Source organism: Leuconostoc gelidum subsp. gelidum KCTC 3527, assembly GCF_000166715.1.
In the GTDB taxonomy this organism is placed as follows: Bacteria; Bacillota; Bacilli; order Lactobacillales; family Lactobacillaceae; genus Leuconostoc; species Leuconostoc gelidum.
This window is the reverse complement of record NZ_AEMI01000018.1, coordinates 13,872-38,117: the sequence shown is the minus strand read 5'-3', so window position 1 is coordinate 38,117 and position 24,246 is coordinate 13,872. Positions and strand designations below refer to the sequence as shown.

22 protein-coding genes and 1 tRNA gene are annotated in these 24,246 nt (G+C 37.8%); 3 read left to right on the top strand and 20 right to left on the bottom strand.

The window, feature by feature from the left end:
• Positions 1 to 57: 57 nt before the first annotated feature.
• The 4 genes from EUI_RS0104990 to gnd form a co-directional block, all read right to left on the bottom strand.
• Positions 58 to 1,488: an APC family permease gene (locus tag EUI_RS0104990; protein WP_010016542.1), complete on the bottom strand. Its 1,431-nt coding sequence runs from the start codon at positions 1,486 to 1,488 to the stop codon at positions 58 to 60.
• Positions 1,489 to 1,590: 102 nt separating this feature from the next.
• A complete protein-coding gene (locus EUI_RS0104985) occupies positions 1,591 to 2,973 on the bottom strand; it encodes a gluconate:H+ symporter (RefSeq protein ID WP_010016541.1) in 1,383 nt (460 codons plus the stop codon).
• Positions 2,974 to 3,092: 119 nt separating this feature from the next.
• Positions 3,093 to 4,631: a gluconokinase gene (gntK, locus tag EUI_RS0104980; protein ID WP_010016540.1), complete on the bottom strand. Its 1,539-nt coding sequence runs from the start codon at positions 4,629 to 4,631 to the stop codon at positions 3,093 to 3,095.
• Positions 4,632 to 4,740: 109 nt separating this feature from the next.
• Positions 4,741 to 5,649 (bottom strand): phosphogluconate dehydrogenase (NAD(+)-dependent, decarboxylating), encoded by a 909-nt coding sequence (gene gnd / locus EUI_RS0104975; protein ID WP_010016539.1) that lies wholly within the window; start codon positions 5,647 to 5,649, stop codon positions 4,741 to 4,743.
• Positions 5,650 to 5,842: 193 nt separating this feature from the next.
• Here gnd and EUI_RS0104970 point away from each other — a divergent pair, with 193 nt between their 5' ends.
• Positions 5,843 to 6,691 carry a MurR/RpiR family transcriptional regulator gene (locus tag EUI_RS0104970; RefSeq protein ID WP_010016538.1) on the top strand — a complete coding sequence of 283 codons (849 nt, stop codon included), beginning with the start codon at positions 5,843 to 5,845 and terminating at the stop codon, positions 6,689 to 6,691.
• Between the two features lie 62 nt (positions 6,692 to 6,753).
• On the opposite strand, the gene udk is transcribed toward EUI_RS0104970, so the two are convergent.
• From udk to ccpA, 4 genes are all read right to left on the bottom strand, one after another.
• On the bottom strand, positions 6,754 to 7,389 hold the full coding sequence (udk, locus tag EUI_RS0104965) for a uridine kinase (RefSeq protein WP_010016537.1): 636 nt from the start codon (positions 7,387 to 7,389) through the stop codon (positions 6,754 to 6,756).
• Positions 7,389 to 8,102 carry an acetolactate decarboxylase gene (gene budA / locus EUI_RS0104960; RefSeq protein WP_010016536.1) on the bottom strand — a complete coding sequence of 238 codons (714 nt, stop codon included), beginning with the start codon at positions 8,100 to 8,102 and terminating at the stop codon, positions 7,389 to 7,391. Before budA ends, udk begins: the two co-directional genes overlap by 1 nt.
• An 89-nt stretch (positions 8,103 to 8,191) precedes the next feature.
• A complete protein-coding gene (locus EUI_RS0104955) occupies positions 8,192 to 10,051 on the bottom strand; it encodes an acyltransferase family protein (RefSeq protein ID WP_010016534.1) in 1,860 nt (619 codons plus the stop codon).
• A 120-nt stretch (positions 10,052 to 10,171) separates the two neighbouring features.
• Positions 10,172 to 11,179, bottom strand: a complete 1,008-nt coding sequence (gene ccpA / locus EUI_RS0104950) for a catabolite control protein A (protein ID WP_010016532.1) — start codon at positions 11,177 to 11,179, stop codon at positions 10,172 to 10,174.
• Positions 11,180 to 11,386: 207 nt separating this feature from the next.
• On the opposite strand from ccpA, the gene EUI_RS0104945 reads away from it, so the two are divergent.
• Positions 11,387 to 12,484, top strand: coding sequence for a M24 family metallopeptidase (locus tag EUI_RS0104945; RefSeq protein WP_010016530.1), 1,098 nt, complete (start codon positions 11,387 to 11,389; stop codon positions 12,482 to 12,484).
• A gap of 59 nt (positions 12,485 to 12,543) precedes the next feature.
• Here EUI_RS0104945 and EUI_RS0104940 read toward each other — a convergent pair whose 3' ends face one another.
• The 11 genes from EUI_RS0104940 to EUI_RS0104890 all read right to left on the bottom strand — a co-directional run bounded on the left by EUI_RS0104940 (position 12,544) and on the right by EUI_RS0104890 (position 20,286).
• Complete coding sequence (locus EUI_RS0104940) at positions 12,544 to 13,278, bottom strand: CPBP family intramembrane glutamic endopeptidase (protein ID WP_010016529.1); 735 nt, start codon at positions 13,276 to 13,278, stop codon at positions 12,544 to 12,546.
• Between the two features lie 2 nt (positions 13,279 to 13,280).
• Positions 13,281 to 13,487 (bottom strand): hypothetical protein, encoded by a 207-nt coding sequence (locus EUI_RS0104935; protein WP_010016528.1) that lies wholly within the window; start codon positions 13,485 to 13,487, stop codon positions 13,281 to 13,283.
• A gap of 1 nt (position 13,488) precedes the next feature.
• The gene (locus EUI_RS0104930; protein ID WP_010016527.1) at positions 13,489 to 14,316 is read right to left on the bottom strand and encodes a Cof-type HAD-IIB family hydrolase; all 828 of its coding nucleotides are present in this window, start codon (positions 14,314 to 14,316) and stop codon (positions 13,489 to 13,491) included.
• Between the two features lie 49 nt (positions 14,317 to 14,365).
• A complete protein-coding gene (locus EUI_RS0104925) occupies positions 14,366 to 14,818 on the bottom strand; it encodes a SprT family protein (protein WP_029508523.1) in 453 nt (150 codons plus the stop codon).
• An 86-nt stretch (positions 14,819 to 14,904) separates the two neighbouring features.
• Entirely contained in the window at positions 14,905 to 15,390 is a 486-nt protein-coding gene (locus EUI_RS0104920; protein WP_010016524.1) for a GAF domain-containing protein, read from the bottom strand.
• 279 nt (positions 15,391 to 15,669) lie between these two features.
• Positions 15,670 to 15,918 (bottom strand): acyl carrier protein, encoded by a 249-nt coding sequence (locus EUI_RS0104915; protein WP_029508522.1) that lies wholly within the window; start codon positions 15,916 to 15,918, stop codon positions 15,670 to 15,672.
• 53 nt (positions 15,919 to 15,971) lie between these two features.
• The gene (gene plsX, locus EUI_RS0104910; RefSeq protein WP_029508521.1) at positions 15,972 to 17,018 is read right to left on the bottom strand and encodes a phosphate acyltransferase PlsX; all 1,047 of its coding nucleotides are present in this window, start codon (positions 17,016 to 17,018) and stop codon (positions 15,972 to 15,974) included.
• A gap of 184 nt (positions 17,019 to 17,202) precedes the next feature.
• A complete protein-coding gene (locus EUI_RS0104905; RefSeq protein ID WP_010016521.1) occupies positions 17,203 to 18,585 on the bottom strand; it encodes an amino acid permease in 1,383 nt (460 codons plus the stop codon).
• A 418-nt stretch (positions 18,586 to 19,003) separates the two neighbouring features.
• Positions 19,004 to 19,077: transfer RNA gene (locus EUI_RS0104900), tRNA-Lys, on the bottom strand.
• Between the two features lie 161 nt (positions 19,078 to 19,238).
• Positions 19,239 to 19,820, bottom strand: a complete 582-nt coding sequence (gene rpoE / locus EUI_RS0104895) for a DNA-directed RNA polymerase subunit delta (RefSeq protein WP_010016519.1) — start codon at positions 19,818 to 19,820, stop codon at positions 19,239 to 19,241.
• Positions 19,821 to 19,845: 25 nt separating this feature from the next.
• Positions 19,846 to 20,286 (bottom strand): YwiB family protein, encoded by a 441-nt coding sequence (locus EUI_RS0104890; protein ID WP_010016518.1) that lies wholly within the window; start codon positions 20,284 to 20,286, stop codon positions 19,846 to 19,848.
• Positions 20,287 to 20,438: 152 nt separating this feature from the next.
• Between EUI_RS0104890 and EUI_RS0104885 the strand changes: the two genes are divergently transcribed.
• Positions 20,439 to 21,794, top strand: coding sequence for an HD domain-containing protein (locus tag EUI_RS0104885; RefSeq protein ID WP_010016517.1), 1,356 nt, complete (start codon positions 20,439 to 20,441; stop codon positions 21,792 to 21,794).
• Positions 21,795 to 21,866: 72 nt separating this feature from the next.
• On the opposite strand, the gene EUI_RS0104880 is transcribed toward EUI_RS0104885, so the two are convergent.
• A complete protein-coding gene (locus tag EUI_RS0104880) occupies positions 21,867 to 24,227 on the bottom strand; it encodes a Xaa-Pro dipeptidyl-peptidase (RefSeq protein WP_010016516.1) in 2,361 nt (786 codons plus the stop codon).
• Positions 24,228 to 24,246 lie beyond the last annotated feature (19 nt).

Sequence of the window (24,246 nt, the reverse complement as noted above, 5' to 3'; positions counted from 1 at the left end):
ACATTCACCTTCTTTTTGCTTACAATAAAAGCCCTGATTTCACAGGACTTTCAAAATTTATTTGCGTGATATTTTACTGTGTCTAGCACCGTAAACAGCGTAAATAATTAAACCTATAACAAACCATCCAAAAGCATATAATTTTGCTTGATTGTCTAATTCATAGAAAATAAATCCAGATCCTAATGCTGACAGCGCTGGCATGACTGGATAAAATGGCATTTTAAATCCTGGTTCTTGAATATCTTTGCCTTCACGGGGACGCAATGCATAAATCCCAAGTGAAACAATTATAAATGCAATTAATGTACCCGCAGAAATTAATCCGGCTAACTCTGTAAAGCTAAATACAGAACCAATCAAAATAGCAATAATTGACAATACTAACAAAGCATTGTTAGGGAGACCCTTATCATTAACTTTTCCTAAGAAAGCAGGTAGTAGACCATCTCGACCAAAGGCATACAATAATCGTGAACCAGCAAGCATCATACCGATAATTGCCGTAAACATACCAATCAAAGCCACAATCGATAACAAATTAGATGTAAATTCATGTCCAGAGTGCAACAATGCCCATGCAGCAGGAGCCGCATTATTGGCATATTTTGAATAGTGGAACATACCAACTAAGACCAATGCTACTGTTACAAAAAGTATTGTTGCAATAATCAAAGACCCGATAATACCCCGTGGCATCGTTCTTTTGGGATCTTTGGCCTCAGCTGAGCTTGCAGCAATAGAGTCGAACCCAATATAAGCCAAGAAAATTTGAGAGGCACCAGCAAATATTCCAGACCAACCACCAAAGTCTGTACCAGGCTTATGAGCTGGAATAAATGGTACGTAGTTACCTGGATGAATGGCAGTTAAACCGACGCCAATGAAAATCAAAATAACTAACACTTTACCAACAACCAGTACATTTTCGACACGAGCTGTTGTATTCGTTCCGCGCCATAATAAAACAGCTACGATTAAAACTGCAAATAACGAAGCGATATCGATCATTCCACCATTTCCAGCAGCAAATGATCCTGCTAAGGCAGGCGGCAAGACTAGATTGTGTGATCCAAGAAATAGTTTAAAGTTTGCTGACCAACCAGATGCAACAAAGGCAACGGCGATAAAATATTCCGCTAAAAGCGCCCAGCCAGCAATCCAGCCAAACACTTCTCCAAAAACAACATTTGCCCAAGTGTAAGCTGAACCAGCAAATGGTAAAGCAGACGCAAATTCAGAGTAAGCAAAAGCGGCCAACCCAGATACAATAGCAGCAATGACAAACGAAATTGCAACCGCCGGTCCAGCATGATTCGCAGCCACGATACCAGGCAGTGTGAAGATGGCAGTTGATACAATTGTACCAATCCCTAGTGCCAACATCTCTTTAACCCCTAGTGTTTTACGTAGGTGTGCATCACTACTAGCAAAGCTCGATGGGCTCGCTTTATGAAACCACCCAGTTTTTAATTTTGATTCCGACATATATTTATCCCTCCAAAGGTTACAAAAGTTACTTGACAATATTAACATTTTCTAATCTTATTGTCAACAAAAAAACAGAATCGAAATTCTGTTTTAAATATATTATGCAAATATAGCCGTCATAATTAAAATGATTACTAGCCCAGTCACTGAAATGATTGTTTCAAGCACTGTCCAAATTTGAAAAGTTTGTTTAACCGATAAATCGAAAAATTCTTTAAAAATCCAAAAACCGGCATCATTGACATGTGACGCAATGAGTGAACCTGCACCAATAGCTAATGCCACGAACACTGGTAATAGTGTATTACCTGGATTAGCAGCTAAAATACCTGTGACAATACCTGCAGCTGTCATACCAGCTACCGTAGCTGAACCAACTGAAATACGCAAAATTGCTGCAACACCCCAAGCAAATAGTACAACAGCAATTGGGCTCATGGCACCACCCGACTGGAATGTCGATGCAATTTTATCTGACAAACCTGATGTCACCAATACACCACGCAGAGCGCCACCGCCACCAACAATTAACAAAATACCAGCGACTGCTGCCATACCGGCATTCAGTGATTTGCCCACCTCGGTCATCGACTTATGTTGCCAAATACCCATTGTAAATATTGCAAAAACCAAAGCAATCGTCATTGCAACTGCCGGATTAGCAGCAAATTCAATAATTTGATCCATCAAAGTTGGATTTTTGGGTGTCACACCACCCGTGTAAATCAGTTTATAAATTGTTGCAATAATCATAAATATTAACGGAAATATCGAAGTTAACACAGATAATCCAAAATTAGGTGTTGCTTTTAAATCATATTCTTTCACGGGGCCCACTGCGGCAATTTCAGTTTTAAATTGAAATGCATCAGGCGCATATTTTTGTGCCAATTTTGTAAATAGTGGTCCCGCAACAATAGCTGTGATAACTGAGACAACTAGTCCAAAGATCAGCATCATACCAATATTAGCACCCAATGCTGACGCAACCGCCGTTGGTGCTGGCTGAGGCGGCAAAAATCCTTGTGCAGATGATAGTGCGGCAGTCATCGAGATACCGAGATAAAGTAATGGTACCCCTGATTCAATCGCAACAGCAAACACAATAGGAATTAATAATACCATGCCCACACCGAAGATCATTGAAATACCAATAATAAACGACGCAATCAATACCGCCCACTGTAAGCGCTTGACACCAAACCAGTCAATCAACGTTTTAGCAATGCGATATGAACCGCCAGCATCGGCAACTAGTCGACCAATCATGCCACCAAAAATAAAGATAACAGAATTAGGTCCCAAGATATTCCCAACACCTTGTGATCCTAATACAGCATCTGGAATTTGCATAGGCTTCATACCGAGTAGCAAAGCCAAAATAAAAGCTGTAATAATTAATGAAACGAATGTATTTAATTTGAACTTAGCTATCAAGAGCAACAAGATCAAAATTGATACAATCAACATGACAAATTCCATGTTATTTATATAACGCGTATCCTTAACAACGCGTTTTCTCCTAAACAATTATTTATTATAACAAGAGATATTAATGAATCAAATATGAAAAAATTAACTGACTCACTTATTATCTGTATTTACTTAGCATGTTTTCTTTGATAATTTGCAATATTCTCATATTCAGTCTGTAACTGTCGAGATAAACGAATAAAAATAGGCGCTAATTCACGATAGGCGTCAAAATTTTCAGGCATTGGTTGATACGTATTTGAATTGCCAACGTACTTTTCAATTTCGTATAAATCATCAATTTTTCCCAAAGCTTTTTGTGCCACAATCACTGCAGCTAGCGCCCCAGACTCAAACGCTTCTGGTACAGTAACAGGTTGTTCAAAAATATCAGCAAACATTTGACGCCATAATGGTGAACGCGCAAATCCACCAGTTGCTTGAATCGATTTTAGATCACCAACAACTTCTTCTAACGCTAAACTAACCATATAAATATTAAATGTGATACCTTCAAGAACAGCTCGCAACATATGTGCTCGTGTATGTCCGTGATTTAAACCAAAGAATGACCCTCGAGCGTTTGCATCCCAAATGGGTGCACGTTCCCCACCTAAATAGGGATGAAAAATCAAACCTTCAGAACCCGCAGGAACTCGCGAAGCAATCTGTGTCATTAAATCGTAAGCATCCGTTCCAAGCAAAGCAGCCGTTGATTTTTCGGCATCAAACATATTGTCGCGCGCCCATCGAAAGACATCCCCACCATTGTTAACAGGTCCACCAATTACCCAATGATCCTTATCCAAAGCATAAGTAAATGTTCGCCCCTTTGGATCAATCACTGGTTGATCTGAGACGACACGAATGGCACCTGACGTCCCAATCGTAATTGCTGCAACACCAGGTTTAACCGCATTAACACCTAAATTAGATAAGGGACCATCACCTGCACCATAAACAAATGGTGTACTACTTGGTAGGCCCGTAATCACAGCATACTCTGTCGCCATTTCAGTTTCGTATTCATATGGTTCAACCGGTGTTGGCAATTGTTCTTTATGTATACCAGTAACTTTTAAAGCTTGTTCATCCCAATCAAGATTGAAAATGTTAAATAATCCCGTACCGGAAGCCAAAGAAATATCCATTTTGTTTGTACCAAACAAACGATGGAATAAATATTCCTTGATACCTAAGTAATGTGCGGCACGATTATAAATATCAGGATGTTCTGCTTGCAACCATAGTAATTTTGATAAAGGTGCCATTGGGTGAATCGGTGTGCCGGTTTTTTTATAGATTTCGTCACCAAGACCCGATTCTTTTAATTTTTCTGTATATTTTACAGCACGTGTATCGGCCCATGTAATAACACGAGTCAGTGGTTGCCAATCTTCATCAAATGCAATTAATGAATGCATAGCCGATGAAAATGAGACGGCAGCAACCACATCGTCCTTCTTAAAGTGAGCTTCACGCACAATATCATGCAAAGCATCCATTAGCGCATCAAAGATTTCGTCTAAATCTTCTTCAGCCATATCTGGTAAATCACGGTATAACGGATATGCTTTGCTAACAGTTGTAACAACTTGATTCTGATCATCAAATAAAACTGCTTTTGTCGCTGTTGTACCTAAATCGACGCCAATCATATATTCCATAATTTTTCCTTAACTCTTTGCTAACCGCTAAACAATATTCACTCAAGACAGAAAAAGCTCCCTTACCGGGAGCCCCTGTTCAACTATTGAACAGCACTTATATCATTAATTATTTAGATGAATCCATTGCGTGACCGCCAAAGCCGTTACGCAAGGCTGAAACAACCTTACCTGTAAACGTGTCATCTTGTAATGAACGGTAACGCATTGCAAGTGACAAATAGATAACAGGTGCTGGCACGCCAAGGTCTAATGATTCTTGAACAGTCCACTGACCTTCACCAGATGAGTGCATACGACCAGCAATGGCATCTAACTTAGGATCCTTGGCAAACTGTTCCTCGGCTAGTTCCATCAACCATGAACGGATAACAGATCCGTGGTTCCACAATTTTGAAACTGCTTCATAATCATAATCAAATTGTGACGCTTCCAAAACTTCAAAGCCTTCAGCGATTGCTTGCATCATACCATATTCGATACCATTATGAACCATCTTCAAATAGTGTCCAGAACCAAGACGGCCTGTGTACAAGTAACCATCTTCTTCAGCAATTGATTCAAAGAGTGGTTCAATAATCTTCCAAGCTTGAGCATCATCGCCACCAATCATGAAATTACCACCATTACGGGCACCGCTCATACCACCAGATGTTCCGGCATCAAAGAACTTAATACCAGCAGCAGTTGTGCGTTTGTTTTGCTCCAAATTGTCCTTATAGTTAGAGTTACCACCATCAATAATGATGTCGCCCTTGTCCATCTTTTCAATCAAAGTATCGATTGTTGAGTTTGTTGGGATACCTGCTGGTACCATTACCCAAACAGCCTTAGGTGAAGGCAACTTTGACAACATATCATCGATGTCTGATGCACTTTCAACTGATGATGAATAGTCGGTTGCTTCCTTAACGAAATCAGCATTCAAATCAAATGCTACAACTTCATGACCATTATCAACAGCGTTCTTAACTAAGTTCAAGCCCATCTTACCAAGGCCGATCATCGCAAACTTCATGTTTTGCTTACCTCTTATTTTTTGTATTTTTGTTACATATTCATTATATGAAAACTATTTACATATTGCAACCTATTATTGTAAATAATTTTCTAATCTTGTATACTTAATGTATTCAATCGATATTGCAAAAGATTACTGCGTTGCAAAAAAGTCACATTTTCGACTAAACTCATTTAGGAAATATTAAACTATGTCACACAACATTATAGCGCAGCTTCGCGCTCAAAAAAAACAATTCAATACAACCGAAAATAAATTAATTGATTATGTCATTCGAGAAACTAATCTTGCGGGAGAATCAACTATTCAAGAACTCTCTCTTGGATCTGGTGTTTCTACTGCAACTATTTCTCGCTTTGCAAAAAAAGTCGGCTTCGATTCTTTTCGTGATTTTTCTGTCGCATTGGCAAGCGCACCAATGTCAGCGACATCTGACTTCTTTGGTGAAATTACTGATGACGATGATACTGCAGCGATCGGACAAAAAGTTTTTGCTGGCGCGACTAATGCACTAAACGCGACCATTAATAATTTGACACCTGCTTTGCTAGATGATGCCAGCCAATACTTGATTCATGCTAAACGTGTCGGCTTTTTTGGCATAGGCGGCTCGTCTATTGTAGCTTTTAATGCCTATCACAAGTTTTTACGCACGCCACTTGATGTTATTGCACATCCTGATTATGATATACAACTGATGCAAGCAGTCAAATTAGATGCAGATGATGCTGCAGTTGTCATTTCTCATTCAGGTCGTAATAAAGATACTTTACTTATTGCTCAAAAACTAAAGGAAAATGGCGTCAAAGTTATTGCAATCACTTCTTTTGCTGATTCACCTTTATCTAAAGCAGCCGATCTGGTTTTACTCTCGCTTGCTGAAGAAATCAATTTTCGAAGCGAGTCTATGAGTTCTCTGATTGCTCAAATTACTATTATTGATACCTTATTTACAATTGTCGGTTCACAATTATCTAAAAACACACAAAATGTTGTTGATACTATGCGGAATGTTATTGAAGAAACGCGTTCACACTAAAAAAGATTGTCCAAATTGGACAATCTTTTTTTCGCCAAGTCATAAGTCATGGCCAAAACATATCATTTAGAGTGATTAATCATCGCCTTGGCTTGATTTGTTAACATATCAATTGCTACTAAATTTTCGCCCCCTTCTGGGACAATAATATTTGCGTAGCGCTTCGTTGGTTCAACGAATTGATGATACATTGGTTTAACAGTCGCCAAGTATTGTTCAATCACACCACGAACAGTGCGACCCCGTTCTTCAATATCACGTTCTAAGCGGCGCAAGAAACGGATATCATCATCTGTATCAACAAAAATTTTCATATCAAGTAAATCACGCACACGCGCATCATTAAATAATAAGACCCCGTCAACAATCACAACATCTGCCGGCCCAACACTTTCAACTTCTTGAGAACGTGTATATTGTTCATAATCATATATTGGCTTATTAATAGATTCATGCCGTGACAAACGACGCAAATCCGAAACAAACAAATCTGTTTCGAAAGCATCTGGGTGATCATAATTGGTTAATATACGTTCAGACATTGGTTTTTCAGATTGGTCTATATAATATGAATCTTGTTGTAACAAAATTGCAGAAGAACCGTCCGTTGTTAAACGGCGCACGAGTTCGCGACTAACCGTTGTCTTGCCCGAACCAGATCCACCTGTAATACCAATCACTAATGGTTTTTGAACCATTATTTTTTTCCTCCTTCACTGGCTTCAATACCAGCATGTAAGCCATCTAGGTCAAGTGACATGCCTCGGAAGCCAGCATTTTCAATTGGAAAATGCTGCACAAATTCATCAAATACTTGTAGGGTACCAGTCACATTGATTGCCGAAAAATCCAAAACATGTCCCGAAAAAGATTTGTCATCGGACAAAAAATGTAAATGCCAGCCAGCTGCTGTTGGGCCATTAAATATTTCAGGTGCATAGTAACCCATTAAAGTACCTGATATATCTGCCACCTCAAATTCTGGTTGATTCGTGGCAACTTCTAATAAGCTTGGGAATGGTGGTACTTGCTGTGGCGCAATACGAATGTGCATCCGCGAAAAATCAGCATGAAATTTAATTGATGAAAAAATATTTTGTAACTGTGCTGATTTTAATTTATCACTCAGTGTTTCAAAATCAACCTGATCAAAAGGTAAAGTTTGGGTTGGTTTATAAAAATGAATTGATGCAAATGGCAATAACGTGTCTAAGTCTGTAATATGATTAACTCGTCCATCACTTTGCGCCTGATACACTTGACCTTCTAAAATAATTACTTCACCATTGAGTCCAGTCAGTGTACCCATACCCGTGTCACCATGTTTTAAAAGTTCAGCAGCTGTTATTGTTCCCTGAAGCTGTTTACCCATAAGCATTGCTAACGTACCATGTTGATATAAACTAGTCATTTTTATTTTTTACGTGTGTATTTATCTACACACTTCCTCCATACTTGTATTCTAAGCGAATATAATCAGACTGTAAAGACCCAGACATGTTATTTAATATGATTTACTTGGCTCACTTTCTCCACTAATAAGCGCACATAGTTACGATCACCTACTGCGCCTGGATGCACGCCATCATCAGCAAACCAGTCAATGTGTTGTTCAGCAAGTTCGAACCAATTAATCACATGTAAATTCGGATAATGTTTTGCAGCATCCCATAGCATTTTGTTATTTTCATCTTGCCATGAACGGCTCTGGACAAAATTATTCATCCAATAAACTTGGCGTTTTTTACCAAAAATCTTCATTATTTGGTCTAAATCTGCACGTTTAATTTCACCATTTGTTCCTAATCCAATCAACATGTTTGGGGCTAGTTTCCCACTTTTAGCTAATTGTTCAATAATTTGTGGTGTCTGATAAGATTGCCGACCAACTTCGGCATCAACTACCATATTACTGTTCACTTCTTGCAAATAGGGCGCCGCATCTAGCATAACGGAATCCCCAACTGCTTTAAACGGCAAGTCTTTAAAAGCAAGATACTGTTCTGATTTTAAACCATAAGCTGACACAATCTTTTTTTGATCAGCTGTCAGTGTTGTCCTTTTTTGTTTTTTAGAGGCAGATGTATGCCCTTCTTTTTCAGCCATTGCATTGCGCTTAGCCACTTCAACCTCATTCTTTTTTAATGTTTTTTGTAATTTTGTTTCTGGTAAAGCAATGCCCGCACGATGATCAGTTATCCCATTTCCTAGAAACAACATATACGTTAAAATGACAACGACACCACCAAAAAAGCGATTACGTGATGCTACAAACCAATGTAATATATGTTTAAATGACTTGGTGTAACGGAAAATCTTCTCAACGTATCGATAGCTTAACTCACTAATGCCAAGAACTATTAATACCTCAATCATCATATTTAAGAAAGATGTTTTATAGTGCGGCACAAATTTTTCATAAAAAACGAATACTGGTAATTGGTAGAGATAAATACTGTAGCTGCGTTTGCCAAGATAGTTTAAGAATTTGTTATCAAATGTTTTTGAAAACCACGATGCTGGATGCGCAACAACTGCGATTAAAACGGTAATCACAATAGTGAACAGATACATTAAACCTTGATAAGTCGCATCTTTTTGCCCATTTAGCCACAAAAATCCACCAATCACAATCATTAATGAAATGATTCCTGTACTATTAAGTAAGTTTCGCGCTTTGTTATTTACTACTGGCCGTAACGCAGTTGATGACCAAACAAATGCTAAAGCAGACCCCAACAAAACTGCAAATAACCGTGTATCTGTGCCATAATATACGCGATTAATGGCATTTGGTTGATACAAAACAGCCATTAAAATCGCACTCATTCCTGAAAGAAGCAACAAAGATAGAAAAATGTATCTCTTTTTAATGCGTAATTTTAAAACACCCCACACAACAAATGGCCAAACAAAATAAAATTGCCCTTCAATTGATAATGACCACAGATGTGTAAAAGGTGAGGCGCCACCAAATTGTTGAAAATATGATTGCCCATTATTAATAGCCCAAAAATTATACACATAACCCAGATTAGTAATCAATACATGCCGCAAATTGTAAATAAGTTGTTGATCAAACAACAAAATAATTGTAGTGCTGATCAATAACATACAAACCAAAGCCGGATAGAGACGTTTCAATCGTCGAATATAAAATTTTATAGGTGCAATAAACTGTGTATTATCATACTCTTGAATCAAAAGATCTGTTATTAAATATCCTGAGAGCACAAAAAAAAGTGGCACACCCAGCCAGCCCCCAATAATTTTAGTTGGCATCAGATGAAAAAGCATCACACCAATAACTGCAATCGCACGTAAACCATCAAAGCCTGTAATGTAACGTCTTTTTCCCATTTGAAAAATAAGCCTTCCCTAGTATATTTCTTCAAAATAAAAAGCAAACCACTTTTACCAGTTTACTTTCTTTACGCTTGAATGTCAATTGTTACGGTTCTATTTCTTTAACGTATAATTTTAATTAAGTGTCGTACCACGTCGTTCTAAAGTATGCGGTAATTTAACCTGTGTGAGCTCAATCGTTTCATTATTCATTAGTTTTGTCAGCATTCTCATAGCAACGGCACCAATATCATACTTAGGTTGTCCTATAGAAGTGACTTGTGGTCGTGTTATAATCGTAAATTTAGTGTCGTTTGATGTGATAATTTCAAAATCTTCGGGAATTTTTTTACCATGATCACGCAAATAGTTCATGATACCAACTGCAACCTCATCATCATATGTCAGCGCTGCTGTCGCACCCGTAGCCAGAATTTTTTCAGCAACCTGAAGGCCTGCCGCATAATCTTGATGCGTTGAAAACAGTAAAGAGTCGTCAAATTCTATTTGCGCTTCTTCAAGTGCCTTTTTATAGCCAACTAAACGATGCATGCCGTTAATTGCATGTTCTACTGGTCCGGTCACGATGGCCACACGATCGTGACCATTTTTAATGACCGCTTCCATGGCCTCTTTAATGGCTTCTACATAATCAATGTTGACACTTGGTAATTTTTTTTCACTATCAACAGAACCTGCCAAAACAACTGGCGCGTTGACCCCAGAAATTGTATTCACAACTTCATGATCCAGCTCGTTACCCATAAAAATAATACCATCAACTTGCTTACTAGCCAAATTATTCACAGCCATTGTTTCACGCACGGGATCTTCATCAGTATTTGTTAACAGCACATCGTAATGATACATATTTGCCACGTCATCAATGCCACGCGCTAATTCCGAATAGTAAACATCGGTTATGTCTGGCATGACAACGCCAATTGTTGTTGTTTTTTTCGATGCCAAGCCACGTGCAACAGCATTTGGATGATAACCAAGTTCTTCGATTGCATCTAAAACCTTACGCTTTGTTGAGTCACGTACATTACTGTTACCATTAACAACACGAGAAACTGTTGCTAAAGATACGCCTACACGGTGGGCGACATCGTAAATTGTTGCTGAATTTTTTTTCTGCATAATTGACCTTCTTTGTTATTTTTTATTCAATTAAAAATCCTCATAATTGACCCCTTCCTATTATATCAAAAAAACAGTAAATTGCAAACGCTTACAATGCCATTTCTACAAGTTTTCATCATTGTTTCTGTTTGTTACAAGAAAAGATAATTTTTATTGTAAGTGTTAAAATGTACTTAATAAATAATTTAAAAAAGGATCTATTTTATGAACAAGGAAAAAATAGTAACATTAACAACTTGGCTTGAAGAAAAGGCACTTACTGGCGCTATAATAACTGATTTCCATAGTATTGCTTATCTATCCGGATTTGAATCAGATCCTATTGAACGCGTGCTGGCACTCGTACTCATATCAGGAAAATCACCCTTTTTATTTGGTCCGGCCTTGGAAGTCAACAGCATGAAAGAGAGTGGTTGGGAATTTCAAGCATTTGGTTACGAAGATCAAGAAAATCCTTGGGAAAAGCTTGTAGCCCATATCAAAGATGCAATATCAGGTCAGTCTTTTGCAATCGAAGCCGATAACCTATCAATTTCACGCTATCATGCGTTACAAGCGGCTTATCCATCAGCCTCGTTCAATAGTGATATTACTGATCAAATTAACCATCTAAGGCTGATTAAAACTCCAGCAGAAATTAAGCATATGGTTGCTGCTGGCCATGATGCAGATCGTGCATTTGATATTGGGTTCCGCACATTAGCTGAAGGCATCTCAGAATTAGCAGTTGCGGCAAAAATAGAATATGATCTCAAAAAATCTGGCGTCCCTGCTATGAGTTTTGACACATTACTACAATTTGGTGATCATGCTGCCGACCCTCATGGCGCTACTTCAACACGTCCTCTACAACAAGGAGATATGGCACTGTTTGATTTAGGTGCAATGACAGAAGGCTATGCTTCTGACGCCACTCGCACGGTAGCCTTTGGAGAAGTCAGCAGCAAGGCTAAAGAAATTCATGCAGTGACATTAGAAGCCCAACTAGCCGCCCAATCGCAAGCAAAAATCGGCATGACTGCTAGTGAACTGGATAAAATTGCGCGTGATATCATTATTAAAGCAGGTTATGGTGACTATTTTGTACACCGTTTAGGTCACGGTCTTGGATCATCTGTTCATGAGTTTCCCTCAATCATGGCTGGTAATGATCTTATGCTACAAGAAGGTATGGTTTTTTCAATTGAGCCAGGTATTTATATTCCAGGTGTTGCTGGCGTTCGAATTGAAGATTCAGGCTACATGAGCCACGATGGCTTTGTTTCCTATACACATACATCTAAAGAATTATTAAGATTTTAATTAATCAATATAAAAAGATGTCCTTAACTAAAATATTTTAGTTAAGGACATCTTTTATATTACATAGCCTTACTAATTGCCATAATGAGCAGTGGCAGCATTGTAATCGCATTATTGATAAAATGAATCATGATACTATCTTGTAAGTTGCCAGTTTTTTTATATACCACGGCCAGCACTATACCCATACTCGTATAAATCAAATAGCTCAATAAATCAGCCAGATTGGTCGGTATCTGGCCCATATGTGGGAAGGCAAACAACAGGCCGGATAAAATAATGCTGGCCCACCACCATGATTGGCGAAAAAAATAATTAATAACTAGTCCTCGGAAAATGATTTCTTCAACAACAGGTGCCAAAAAAACCCCGTATATAATCATACCAACCATCGTCACATTCAAATTTGAAGTTAATTTTTCAATAGCTGTTTGATTTGCCGTTGTCGAAACACCGGTTAAGTTTATTCGTAAAAGATTAATGACTGTTTCTAAAACTATCATGACAAGAAAAGCGCCCACAATAAACCAAATATGCTGCCAATATCTTATATTTGGTTTATGGAAAATAGGTTTTATTGTGGTTTTTTTTAACAACCGATAGGCATAATAACCAATGACACCATATATTAAAAACATTAGCAAAACAAAAAATACTTGTCGTGCAACAGAATTTTGCAATGTTGCAATACCTAACAGTACTGGCGCCATCATGATTAACAAAGTGACAATAATAAAATTTATCATTCTTTGAAAAAAATATTTTGGTTGCGGTTCGTGCGTTAAATCAAGCAAATCTAATTTTCCTCTTCTTCGTTTAAGTAGTGCTTACGCGATTGCCAAAAAAGACATGTAAATCCAACATTAATAATAACAAATAAAATGATTGTCAAACCAATTGTGACATGAACAGGCCAATGTTGACTATCACTCAGAAAAAAAATGCCTGTAAATAGTATAAGTGTTATCACACCAAGTATGACACGAGCAAGCCGATTTTTCATATTAGATCACATAATTCTCAATAAAATCAGCAACTGCGGCATCATTGTTAGTCGTTGTTAACACAATATCAGCAATATCTTTAATTTCTTGTTTGGCGTTGGCAACAGCAACACCTATACCTGCCGCTTTAATTTGTGCAGCGTCATTTAAGTTATCACCTAAAGCGGCTGTATTATCATGGTCGATATGTAGTATATCTGCCAATTCTAATCCCGTTACACCCTTATCGACCCCTTTGGGGTTAAATTCAACATAACGATTTGAACTAAACGTCAACAAAACTGATAGCGCTAACTCATTTGTTACGTTATCAGCAATTTTTTGCCGTACGGCTGGCTCACTATGTTCAAAAATAACTTTCATAATTGGTTTTTCATTAGCTAAAAAAGTTAAATCATCACTCGTTATTTCAGTATATGGTACTTGTCGTTCGCTCATATACTGCTTATCAGCAGGTGAGATGTTATAAATAAATAATTTATCTAATGTGTAAATATGTGTATCAACGTCATCTTGAATTTGCCCAAGCTCAAAAATTTTTTTTGCTAAATCAAGCGACATATTGTGCTGGGCAACAACTTCTTCTTTACCATCAGGTTCAATAGCAATAATTGCTCCACCATTATATGACACGACATATTGCCTCGTCTGATTTAAACCTAACGTGTTTAACGTTCCAGTAACTGATTTATATGATCGCCCAGTGTTTGGCACAAAATAACCACCATTTTGCGTAAATTTTTGAATCGCATCAATATTTTTTTGATGAATGGATCCATCATCGTTTAAGAGTGTTTCATCAAGATCGGATAAAATCAACTGAATCATGTTATTCTCACTTTCGTATTTCGTCTACACTCATTATACCTGAAGACGGTCATTTATTGCTAGTTTGACCCACAAAGCGTATTTTTTCACCACACTGACCACAACGATAATTTTTTTCTTGAAAACGCCGTTTTCGTGGAATATTATGTCCATTTTCACAACAATATAACCAAAAATATCGTGTTGTTTGTCCCTGTTTTAAAGATGGCGCAAAGCGTGACCCACCCACTTGTGCAAGTAATTTTTTGAAATCTAAATCTTTATGTTGATATCCTCGTTGTTTTATGTGCAAATGATAATGAACTAATTCATGTTTAATGATACCTTCAAATTCTGGTAAATTAGCCATTTTAAAATTAAATTCCAAATCATGACTGGCCAATAAATAGCGACCCCCGGTCGTTTTTAACCGTGTATTAAATCTTGCAATATGCTTAAATGGCAACCCAAAATATTTTTTTGAAATTTGCATGACAAGCACTTGCAGCTCATTTTGTGTCATCACATCAATGTTTTGAGTATTATTAGTTGTTTCCCGATCGTTTCGCTTAATTTTGTTAAAAGCATTCAACGTGATTCACCACTTAACTAAAATGCGTTAACATACTGTAACAAGGTTTGAACAAAATGTTCTAAATCAGCCTGTTCTTGTTTACCAAACCGACTGATTTCTGTTGAGTCAATATCCAAAACACCAATTTTTTGACCGTTTGCAGTGGTAATTGGTATCACGATTTCTGCATTTGAATCAACGTCACATACAATATGTCCGGAAAAGGCACGCACATCTGGCACAACAATTGTTTCCTGCGCAGTAAATGCCTTGCCCACAACACCTTTGTCAGGTGCAATCAAAGCAGTGGCTGGTTTGCCTAAAAACGGCCCTAAAGCTAACGTATCCGTTTCTGAATGATACAAATAAAATCCCGCCCAATTCACTGCAGAAACGTTTTGAAATATAATTGCGGCAGCATTAGCGTAATTAGCAAGGGTATATTTCTCACTAGTTTCACCTTTGATCCACGTGTCTAATAACTGCGAAATTAACGGCATATTTCTTTGAATTTCTGACATATTCTAATCCTCAAATTTTTTCAAGTTTCTGTAGTTGCGCTTCAATTATTAAAAAAACATTTCCGCACAAATATTTCATTTGTACAGAAATGCTAAAGATGACATGGCGCTATTGATTTAACATGACCGTGCAACCACAACCCTAGCATGTTCATCATTCAAACGGACAATTCTTTGTTTAAACCACATACTTTTTTTGACACAATAGTTTTATTCAACGAACTTTCAAATTAGTATAAACTTATTTTTAGTAAGTGTCAATTAGACTGTGCTCACCTTTTAACTTTGATGCGCCACAATATAATCAACAGTCTGTTGTAATGTGATTAAGTTTTCTGAATCTTCATCTGAAATGCTGATATTAAACATATCTTCAACTTCCAAAATTAATTCAACAAAATCAATAGAATCTGCATCAATGTCGGTCAAAAAATTTAAATCAGGTGTAACGGCAGAACGTTTTATATTGAAACGTTCTGCAATCTCATCAGCCATCATATTATAGATTGCTTCTTTTTCCATAGCCATTACTGGTTCTCCAATATTTATTTAATCAATTATCTCAAGTGAATAGTATACCACTAATCAGTGAGTTGTGCATGCAGCACTTCTTTACCAGATTGGAGTTCCTCTTTATGGGCTGTAATATACGTCTGTATATCTAACACTAATTGATTATCAATCATTGTCTTGATTTGTCCCATAGTATTAGCCACCGCGTTAGCTTTTGCTGAACCATGTGTCTTAACCACTGGTGCTTTGACGCCCAGAATCACGGCACCCCCAGCTTCATTGTAATCCAACTTTTTTTGAACATCTCGAAAGGCTGGTTTAAGCAACGCACCCCCGATTTTACCTTTAATGCCAGATGACATAATAGCATTTTTAATTTGTTTTAACATCATCAAGGCTGTACCTTCTGTTGCTTTCAAAGCGGCATTACCTGAAAAACCATCAGCAACAACAACATCAGCAGTACCTTCAAGTAGCTCACGTGCTTCGATATTACCAATGAAATTAAATGATGGTGCATTTTTCATTAACATATGTGCTGTTTTATGAACTTCATCACCTTTATCTTCTTCTGCCCCATTATTGAGCAGTCGAACCCGCGGATTTTTTATGCCTAAGACATGTGTTGCGTAGAAGCTGCCCAAGATCCCATATTGATATAAATGTGATGGCTTATTTTCGGCATTTGCGCCTAAATCCATAAACACAAATTGATCATGAGGCCCATTAAAACTTGGTAATGCTGATGCCAATGCAGGACGATCAACGCCTTTTATGCGACCAATCAAGAAAATTGCACTTGATAATAACGCACCTGTGTTGCCAGCACTAAATAATGCGTCAGCACGGCCTTCTTTAACAGCCATAGCAGCCTGTACCATTGATGAGTCTTTCTTACGGCGCATCGCCTTCACGGGTTCGTCACCCATCTCTATGACCTCTGTCGTCGGAATCAATTCAATGCGTTCCCAATTTTGGACTAGAGGTTTAACCTTATTTTCTGTGCCATACAGCTGAAATGCAATATCTTTGTAGCGATCGCGTGCTTGTTCAATACCTTTAACAATTTCTAGTGGCGCAAAATCGCCACCCATTGCATCTATTGCTATTTTCATAATTTTAGAAATGCCTGTCATCATCTAATGCAACAGTTATCATCCTAATTTTTTGATACCATTTGTCTATGATAATCAAAAATAAAGGGTACTGTCTTTATTCACAATGCCAAACATATTTCCTCCGTGTTTAATATTTACCTATCGTATCATTTATATCAATAACATGCTCTTAATTTGCTACTTATTTTCTAGCATGCCTTTTACGTGTCAACAAAAAAATAATCGACATGATGATCAGAAATCCCAAACCAATAAATAATGGTATTCGTGTATCCGGATTGATTACCATGTATACAAGAGTAATCAGCAGCATTATCATGGCAAAGTAATTTGTGTAAGGCGCTAAAGGCATTTTGAACGGATGCTCGACCAGATGTTGCTCATTTTCACGTCTAAACTTTATTTGACTCCACAAAATAATGAACCATGGTACCATACCAGGCAATGTACTAGCAGAATATACTAACACGAAAATATTTGAACTGCCACGCCAGAAAAAAGGTAATATCGCATTTAGTATGATTCCCAGCAAAATACCACCTGAAATGGCTAAAATTGGTAATGTGGGTACATGATGTTTTGATAATCTTAAAAATTTTGGCGGTAATTCTTTATTCAGTGCCAAAGTATATAACATACGACTTGAACTGAAAATACCAGAATTTAGCGCTGACATTGCAGCGGTCAACATCACAAAATTAATGATTCCAGCAGCTGCCGTAATGCCAACACGTGAAAAAGTTTCCACAAACGGTGAGCCAACTTGATCCAATTGATTCCATGGATATATTGTAATAATAACAAAAATTGCCCCAATATAGAAAATTAAAATTCGTGCAACAATTGATCTAATTGACGCCACGATTGCATGCTTTGGATTCTCAGTTTCACCGGCAGTGATACCAATCACTTCGATACCTTGATATGATGTAATAACAATTGATAAGGCAAACATAAATCCTTTAAAGCCACCCGCAAAAAAAGGACCATGACGCCAAAGATTAGAAAAACCAATAGGTTGCCAGTGATTACCAAAACCAAACAAAATAACCATTAGGCCTAGAACAATCATCAGAATAATTGTCACAACTTTAATCATGGAGAACCACGATTCCATATTGCCATAAGCTTTGACCGTAGTTAGATTTGCTAATGTTAGCGTTACTAATACAACCACTCCTGTTACCCAGCTAGGAATTCCAGGAAACCAGAAGTCTAAGTACAAGCCAACCGCAATCGTCTCTGATATGCCAACTGTGAGCCACTGAAATACGTTTGCCCAAACTGTTAAGTAGCCAGCCAGTGGATGAATGTATTTTGTTGCGTAGTTTGCAAAAGATCCGACAGACGGATCAACATATAGCATCTCACCTAACGCACGCATGACCAGGTAAAGTACAAATCCTGCAAGTGCATACGCCAGTATAACGGAAACCCCTGTCCACTGAATTGTTGAGGCTGATCCCATAAATAGGCCAACACCAATTGTCCCACCAAGGGCTATCATCTGCATTTGGTGGGACGATAGGTCTCTATTTAATTCTCTGTTCTGTTTTTCTACCATTAGCAGTACTCCTCCAACATGTTTCTCCTATAATTTAAAGATATCAGCGTAAAAAAAAGCGCCCCTAGAACTTAATCTAGGGGCGCTTTTGCGCGGTACCAACCCAATTTTAGACGTAAAATATACGTACTCCTTAAAACAATTAGGTTAACGACCAATTACTCCGATGGTAATTTCAGCTTTTAGCTTACTCACACCAAACCTCAACGGTAGTCTTTGCTAGTCCCCTCCATCATTTTCACCGTGCATGATGTCTCTTATTCAAGGGTAATCTCACAAAATGTCCGTCTCAACGCTTGTAATTAATAATACTATGTTTTATCTTTTTGTGCAAATTTTTTGAGGACAAAAAAAAGCAAGTAACCGAAGTTACTTGCTTTTAATGGAATATCCCAAGGTCTCCTGATTGTTAAATCAGTGCTCCCTCTCGGACTCGAACCGAGGACCTTGGGATTAAAAATCCCCTACTCTAACCAACTGAGTTAAAGGAGCAAACAATGCCGTAGCACATTTATATATACTACAGACATTCTTCTAAAAAAGCAACCTTTTTCAGAAAGTTTATTAATTATATTTGTAATTATTTTTATAAAACACTGATATAACAGTGTTTTATGGCAAAAAAAAATCGCTTTCGCGAATTTTTAATACGATCATTTTTCAATATCACCGTCACTCAAATCATCTAAATCATTTGTGCCAGTAAGTTCTGTCAAATTTTCATCAATCGATTCATCATCGCCAACAGCAATATCTTCGTCATCGTCATCATCGTCGTCATCTGCAACTTCCGAATCATCAGCACCGTTTTCATCGTTACTAACTTCACCGAAATCTTCATCTTCTGGATCATCATCATTGTAATCAATGACATCATCATCTGTGGAAGCATCCGCAAAAACGTTAACTTTCTTTGCAACTCTTTTACGCTTTGGTGTATCGTCATCATCATCAATTTCATGAATTGATTCATCAATAGCATCGACTGGATACCAGGCACGTAATCCCCACTCATTGTTTCCAAGGGAAATAAATGAGCCATCTGTATTTAAATCTGTATAAAATTGTGAGAGACGTGACTGGAACGTCTCGGCATCAACTGCCAAAAAATCCTGAATTTCTTGTACTAATGAACTAAACGGCATAACGTTTTTATGTTCCGCCAAAATTTCAGAAGCAATTTCAACCAACGCTAATTCTTCTTTTGGGTGACTGCTTAATTGTGTGAGTGCCATAGTGCACGTCCTTTCGAGTTTCTAACTAATTAAGTTTACTAGATTTTTGAGTAAATTGCAACAAAATATCATATTGCCCTATAATTGCATCGTTTGCGTAAAGATCATAGCTAATAGTTGCTAAACCTGATAGATGTATTAAATCAAGTCGACTTGACAAGGCTGTCGTATAAGTTTCTAACTGCATCTGTCCTGCTGGTGTCTGATAATGCGCCGGTAATCGTTTGCCTTCTGAGAAAGAAAGTTTTGTCGACGCATCACCACTCCGATTTAATCGCGCACGATCACCTGCTATCTTAAACAACACTTTTGTTTGATTTTGACCAGCAATAACTTCAATATAGCGCAAAAAAATTTCCCCATTTTTAATTAACACTTCACCTGTTGTGTCAAATTCAAAAACTTCAGACTCGCCCGCTTGATTAATTGTTGTTTTTAAATAAATATTGACGTTATCATTTGCCATTCTATTTCTCATTTCAACTATTTTAAAGTAAAATCAATTGTTAATATACCAAGTAAACACACTATTTTACCCTTCTGGCACATTAATACAACTTTTGTTATTATTTTCTTTAGAAATCAATTATAATATAAGAAAGACAAAAAGGGCACAATATGTTAAAAGATAAATTATTGAACGAAAAAGTACTCCGTGATCCTATTCACAACTTTATTCATATTCAAGATCGGGTCATTCTTGATTTAATCAACACAAGTGAATTTCAACGCCTACGACGTATCCAGCAGCTAGGTATCACGAGTGCTGTTTTTCATGGCGCTGAGCATTCACGATTTGGTCATTCTGTTGGCGCTTACGAGATTGCCAGACGTATCACGGAGCACTTTGAACAATACTATCTGTCTCAAGCACCTGGTGACGGCTTATGGCAAAAAGACGAACGCTTAGTGACCTTAGCGGCAGCTTTACTGCATGACATTGGTCATGGGGCATTTTCACATACTTTTGAACACCTCTTCGGTACAGATCACGAGGCTATTACACGCGAAATTATCATGGGTGATACAGAAATACATACCGTATTAGCCAGCGTTGCACCGGATTTTCCCAATAAAGTTGCCAGTGTCATTGCTAAAACCTACGATAATCCACAAGTTGTGCAGTTAATTTCGAGCCAACTAGATGTTGATCGTATGGACTATTTATTGCGTGATGCGTATTTTACTGGCACGAAATACGGTGAGTTTGATATCGACCGTATTTTGAGGACAATGAAGCCGACCAAAAATGGTATTGCCTTTGACATTGCGGGTATGCACGCTGTTGAAGATTATGTTGTCAGCCGTTATCAAATGTACCTACAGGTGTACTTCCATCCCGTATCACGTGGTATGGAGGTTTTGCTTGAACATTTATTGCAACGTGCACGTGAATTATATCGTGCCAGTGGGACACATGAAAAAGACTTTGTTGGCACATTACTGACACCATTATTTAGTGACGCACCTCTAAGTATTTATGACTATTTACAAATTGATGATCATGTTTTTATGACTTATATTGCTATGTGGCGCCATCACCCAGATCCCATTTTATCTGACCTATCACAACGTTTCTTAGATCGACGGCCACTAAAATCTATTATTATTAATGATGAAACAGCCCCACTGCTAGAAGATCTAGACCAGCTAGTTGGCATTGCCGGCTATAATGCTAATTACTACACAGCACGTAATGATGCGTTTGATTTGCCTTATGATGACTACAAGCCCAACGTCGCCAAACCACGAACGCAAATTGACTTTGTATTAGATGATGGCTCACATAGAGAGTTATCAGAATTGTCTCCACTTGTTGCTGCCATTAAAGGACAGGTATCTTTTGATAAACGATTCTATTTTCCAAAAGAAATGTTAAGCATCGAACCTGACGAATTATTTGCGGATACCTTTAAAACATTTCGTAGCTATATTCACAATAATTCACTCACGACGCCAAATCCCGAGAGTTAAATAACAGGTTAGCCGAAATTGCACCGCATTCACAGAGACAACATATAAGTCTAGTGGGTGCGGGGCAATTTTTTATTGCGGTAACGTCAACTTGCTATTTTCATAATCAATTGTGTAAGTAATATCCTGATTGCCTCGTATCGTCATTTCAAAATCGGTGGCATAAATAATTAATCCTAATTGATGTCCCGCGCGTAATTTGTACAATGTTGGTTGCAATTTAAGGGTTATTGATACATATTCATTGGCAACTAATGTATCATTTTGCCAGGCATTTGTGCGATTTTGCAAATTAATATGCCCAATAGTAATCATTTTTCTATTCGCTTTTTGTAGCTCAAATTCTTGTAACAGGACTTTAGCAAAATTAACACCACGATCAACCATGACGTTTTGATTAGTCGGGTAGGGCTTTATATAATCATCATCGCCATAATCAATTAGCATCGCGCTGATCAGCCCAATATTTTTCGATGATTTAACGCGCAAATGTAGGACGCTTTCACCATTAATAATCTGTGACTTTGTGATAAAGTCGCTTCTAAAATGTTGTTGCGTGTGTGCTAATTCTGGCACTTGTTGCAAAGTTTGATCACGCCAATGATTAAAATTCGTTGTATATTTTTTAAATAATACCTCAGGCAAATAATCCGTAAAACTCCCTTCACCACTTGCAGGCGCTAAAGTTAGTTGATTTTTTGCCAAATAATATGTCTTCTCATTTTCTGATACGCCCCAATTATTTAATTTATACCAAGTTTGCGCTTGTGTGTTATCTTGCCAAGTCACTGTTGGTAAAATTGCTGTGGCGTTAATATCAAGATCTAATAACTTGTCAGAGAACCACAAGTTGATTTGATCAGCAAAATCAAGCGACCGATTGTTGTTAATGTTAATATGTTGTCCTTGATGCAAAATTAATTTATGCCGATGACTTTGGCCCTGCAGTGCTTGCCACAAACGATAAATTTGACGTGGCTTCACATTCCAATCATTTAAGCCATGCACAGAAATGATGTCTACCTTGATATTTTTAGCATGATTCAGATAATTTCGTGCATCCCAATAACCATCATAGTTACCATTTTGACGATCTTGAAACCGCGTCGTGTTATTTTGATAGGCATGCCAAGATGCTTGTGTACGTAACCAATCAGCAGGATCCTGCATGCGACTATAAACTAATTCAGCTAACACATCCATGTCTTCACCTGGAAAACCACCTGGCGCAATCACTAAACCGTTATCACGATAATATTGATACCAATCAGAAATAGCCGCTTCAGAAATAACTGTTTCCAAGCCTTCAACACCTGTTGTCGCTACTGCGGTTGCTAACGTACCTAAATATGAACGGCCAGTCATGGCAATTTTATGATTAGACCAGTCAGCAGTAATTGCAACCTGACTTGTCCTGTCCGTGAAAGCCACACGATTGCCTGCTAGCCACTCTACAACGTTCTTCATAGATTCAACCTGTTCTGGTGAACCAGTGTCTTGCATGCCATCAGAATGCCTCGTACCAACACCAGCAGCATAAGCTACCGCAAAACCGCGTGATAGAAAATAATTATTCAAGTCCCAAGCACGACCTGCAAGATCTGTAAAGGTTTTTGTTGCAGTTGTTGTTGCACCGACAATTGATCGTGGTAAAATTGTCGGCGTATGTTGCATATCATGATGAAAGGTCGGCGTATCAATCACTAGCGTCGGCGTTTTATAGGTCAACGGTTGATTAACATCATGAATTTTCGCATCGTTTTCTTTCACCATCATCCCCTGATAATACGGCGACGCCGTAAATAAAACTGGTAACTTTTCAAGAGATCTTGGTCGTTGAATGTCAACTTGCACAAGATCTAGTTGACCATCATTATCCGAATCGACTGTTGTTTCTACCCAGACGGTTTCTTGAATTAAATCTGTCGTATCGTAAGTCACTAAGGACTTACCATTAAATAAGATACGCTGATTGGTGGCTTTAAAATAACCATGGCTTGCTAACTCGTCAACAAACATTAAGCCATTTTTCGTATGTGTGTTTAAAAGGACATACCATGCGTGATAAATATCTGATACGTCAGTTGTGGTAAGCCCAATATTTTTAAAGACCTGTCGCCCATCAAAATTAGTCGCCTGCACTTCGTCGTCAAAGCCTAATAACTGTGCAGCAATTGTATAAAAAATAGGTATCGTTAACGGTTGTCGGCTTCTCAAAAAATCTAATATTGTTAACTCTAGTGTGGCCAGATGATCAGTTAACCAGTCATTTTCTAAGGCATGACTATGATACTCAGGCAACGCCTGACGTATTAAATGATTTAAAATATCTGCTTTTGCCCATGTCTCATCATAAAAGCCAATTGTTGATAATTCAGATATTTCAGTTGATTTATCCACTATTTTTTTGCCGAATTGTTGTATATTTGTCATTTTAACATGCCTTTCAATA

Coding starts and splice junctions, on each gene's coding strand:
- EUI_RS0104990 (WP_010016542.1), bottom strand. CDS start 1,488: ATGTCGGAATCAAAATTAAAAACTGGGTGGTTTCATAAAGCGAGCCCA.
- EUI_RS0104955 (WP_010016534.1), bottom strand. CDS start 10,051: ATGGGAAAAAGACGTTACATTACAGGCTTTGATGGTTTACGTGCGATT.
- rpoE (WP_010016519.1), bottom strand. CDS start 19,820: ATGGCACTCACACAATTAAGCAGTCACCCAAAAGAAGAATTAGCGTTG.
- plsX (WP_029508521.1), bottom strand. CDS start 17,018: ATGAAAATAGCAATAGATGCAATGGGTGGCGATTTTGCGCCACTAGAA.
- EUI_RS0104905 (WP_010016521.1), bottom strand. CDS start 18,585: ATGGTAGAAAAACAGAACAGAGAATTAAATAGAGACCTATCGTCCCAC.
- EUI_RS0104985 (WP_010016541.1), bottom strand. CDS start 2,973: ATGGAATTTGTCATGTTGATTGTATCAATTTTGATCTTGTTGCTCTTG.
- EUI_RS0104885 (WP_010016517.1), top strand. CDS start 20,439: ATGTTAAAAGATAAATTATTGAACGAAAAAGTACTCCGTGATCCTATT.
- EUI_RS0104970 (WP_010016538.1), top strand. CDS start 5,843: ATGTCACACAACATTATAGCGCAGCTTCGCGCTCAAAAAAAACAATTC.
- EUI_RS0104935 (WP_010016528.1), bottom strand. CDS start 13,487: ATGAAAAATCGGCTTGCTCGTGTCATACTTGGTGTGATAACACTTATA.
- EUI_RS0104925 (WP_029508523.1), bottom strand. CDS start 14,818: ATGACACAAAATGAGCTGCAAGTGCTTGTCATGCAAATTTCAAAAAAA.
- gntK (WP_010016540.1), bottom strand. CDS start 4,631: ATGGAATATATGATTGGCGTCGATTTAGGTACAACAGCGACAAAAGCA.
- ccpA (WP_010016532.1), bottom strand. CDS start 11,179: ATGCAGAAAAAAAATTCAGCAACAATTTACGATGTCGCCCACCGTGTA.
- EUI_RS0104915 (WP_029508522.1), bottom strand. CDS start 15,918: ATGGCTATGGAAAAAGAAGCAATCTATAATATGATGGCTGATGAGATT.
- EUI_RS0104880 (WP_010016516.1), bottom strand. CDS start 24,227: ATGACAAATATACAACAATTCGGCAAAAAAATAGTGGATAAATCAACT.
- gnd (WP_010016539.1), bottom strand. CDS start 5,649: ATGAAGTTTGCGATGATCGGCCTTGGTAAGATGGGCTTGAACTTAGTT.
- EUI_RS0104930 (WP_010016527.1), bottom strand. CDS start 14,316: ATGATTCAGTTGATTTTATCCGATCTTGATGAAACACTCTTAAACGAT.
- EUI_RS0104920 (WP_010016524.1), bottom strand. CDS start 15,390: ATGTCAGAAATTCAAAGAAATATGCCGTTAATTTCGCAGTTATTAGAC.
- udk (WP_010016537.1), bottom strand. CDS start 7,389: ATGGTTCAAAAACCATTAGTGATTGGTATTACAGGTGGATCTGGTTCG.
- EUI_RS0104945 (WP_010016530.1), top strand. CDS start 11,387: ATGAACAAGGAAAAAATAGTAACATTAACAACTTGGCTTGAAGAAAAG.
- EUI_RS0104890 (WP_010016518.1), bottom strand. CDS start 20,286: ATGGCAAATGATAACGTCAATATTTATTTAAAAACAACAATTAATCAA.
- budA (WP_010016536.1), bottom strand. CDS start 8,102: ATGACTAGTTTATATCAACATGGTACGTTAGCAATGCTTATGGGTAAA.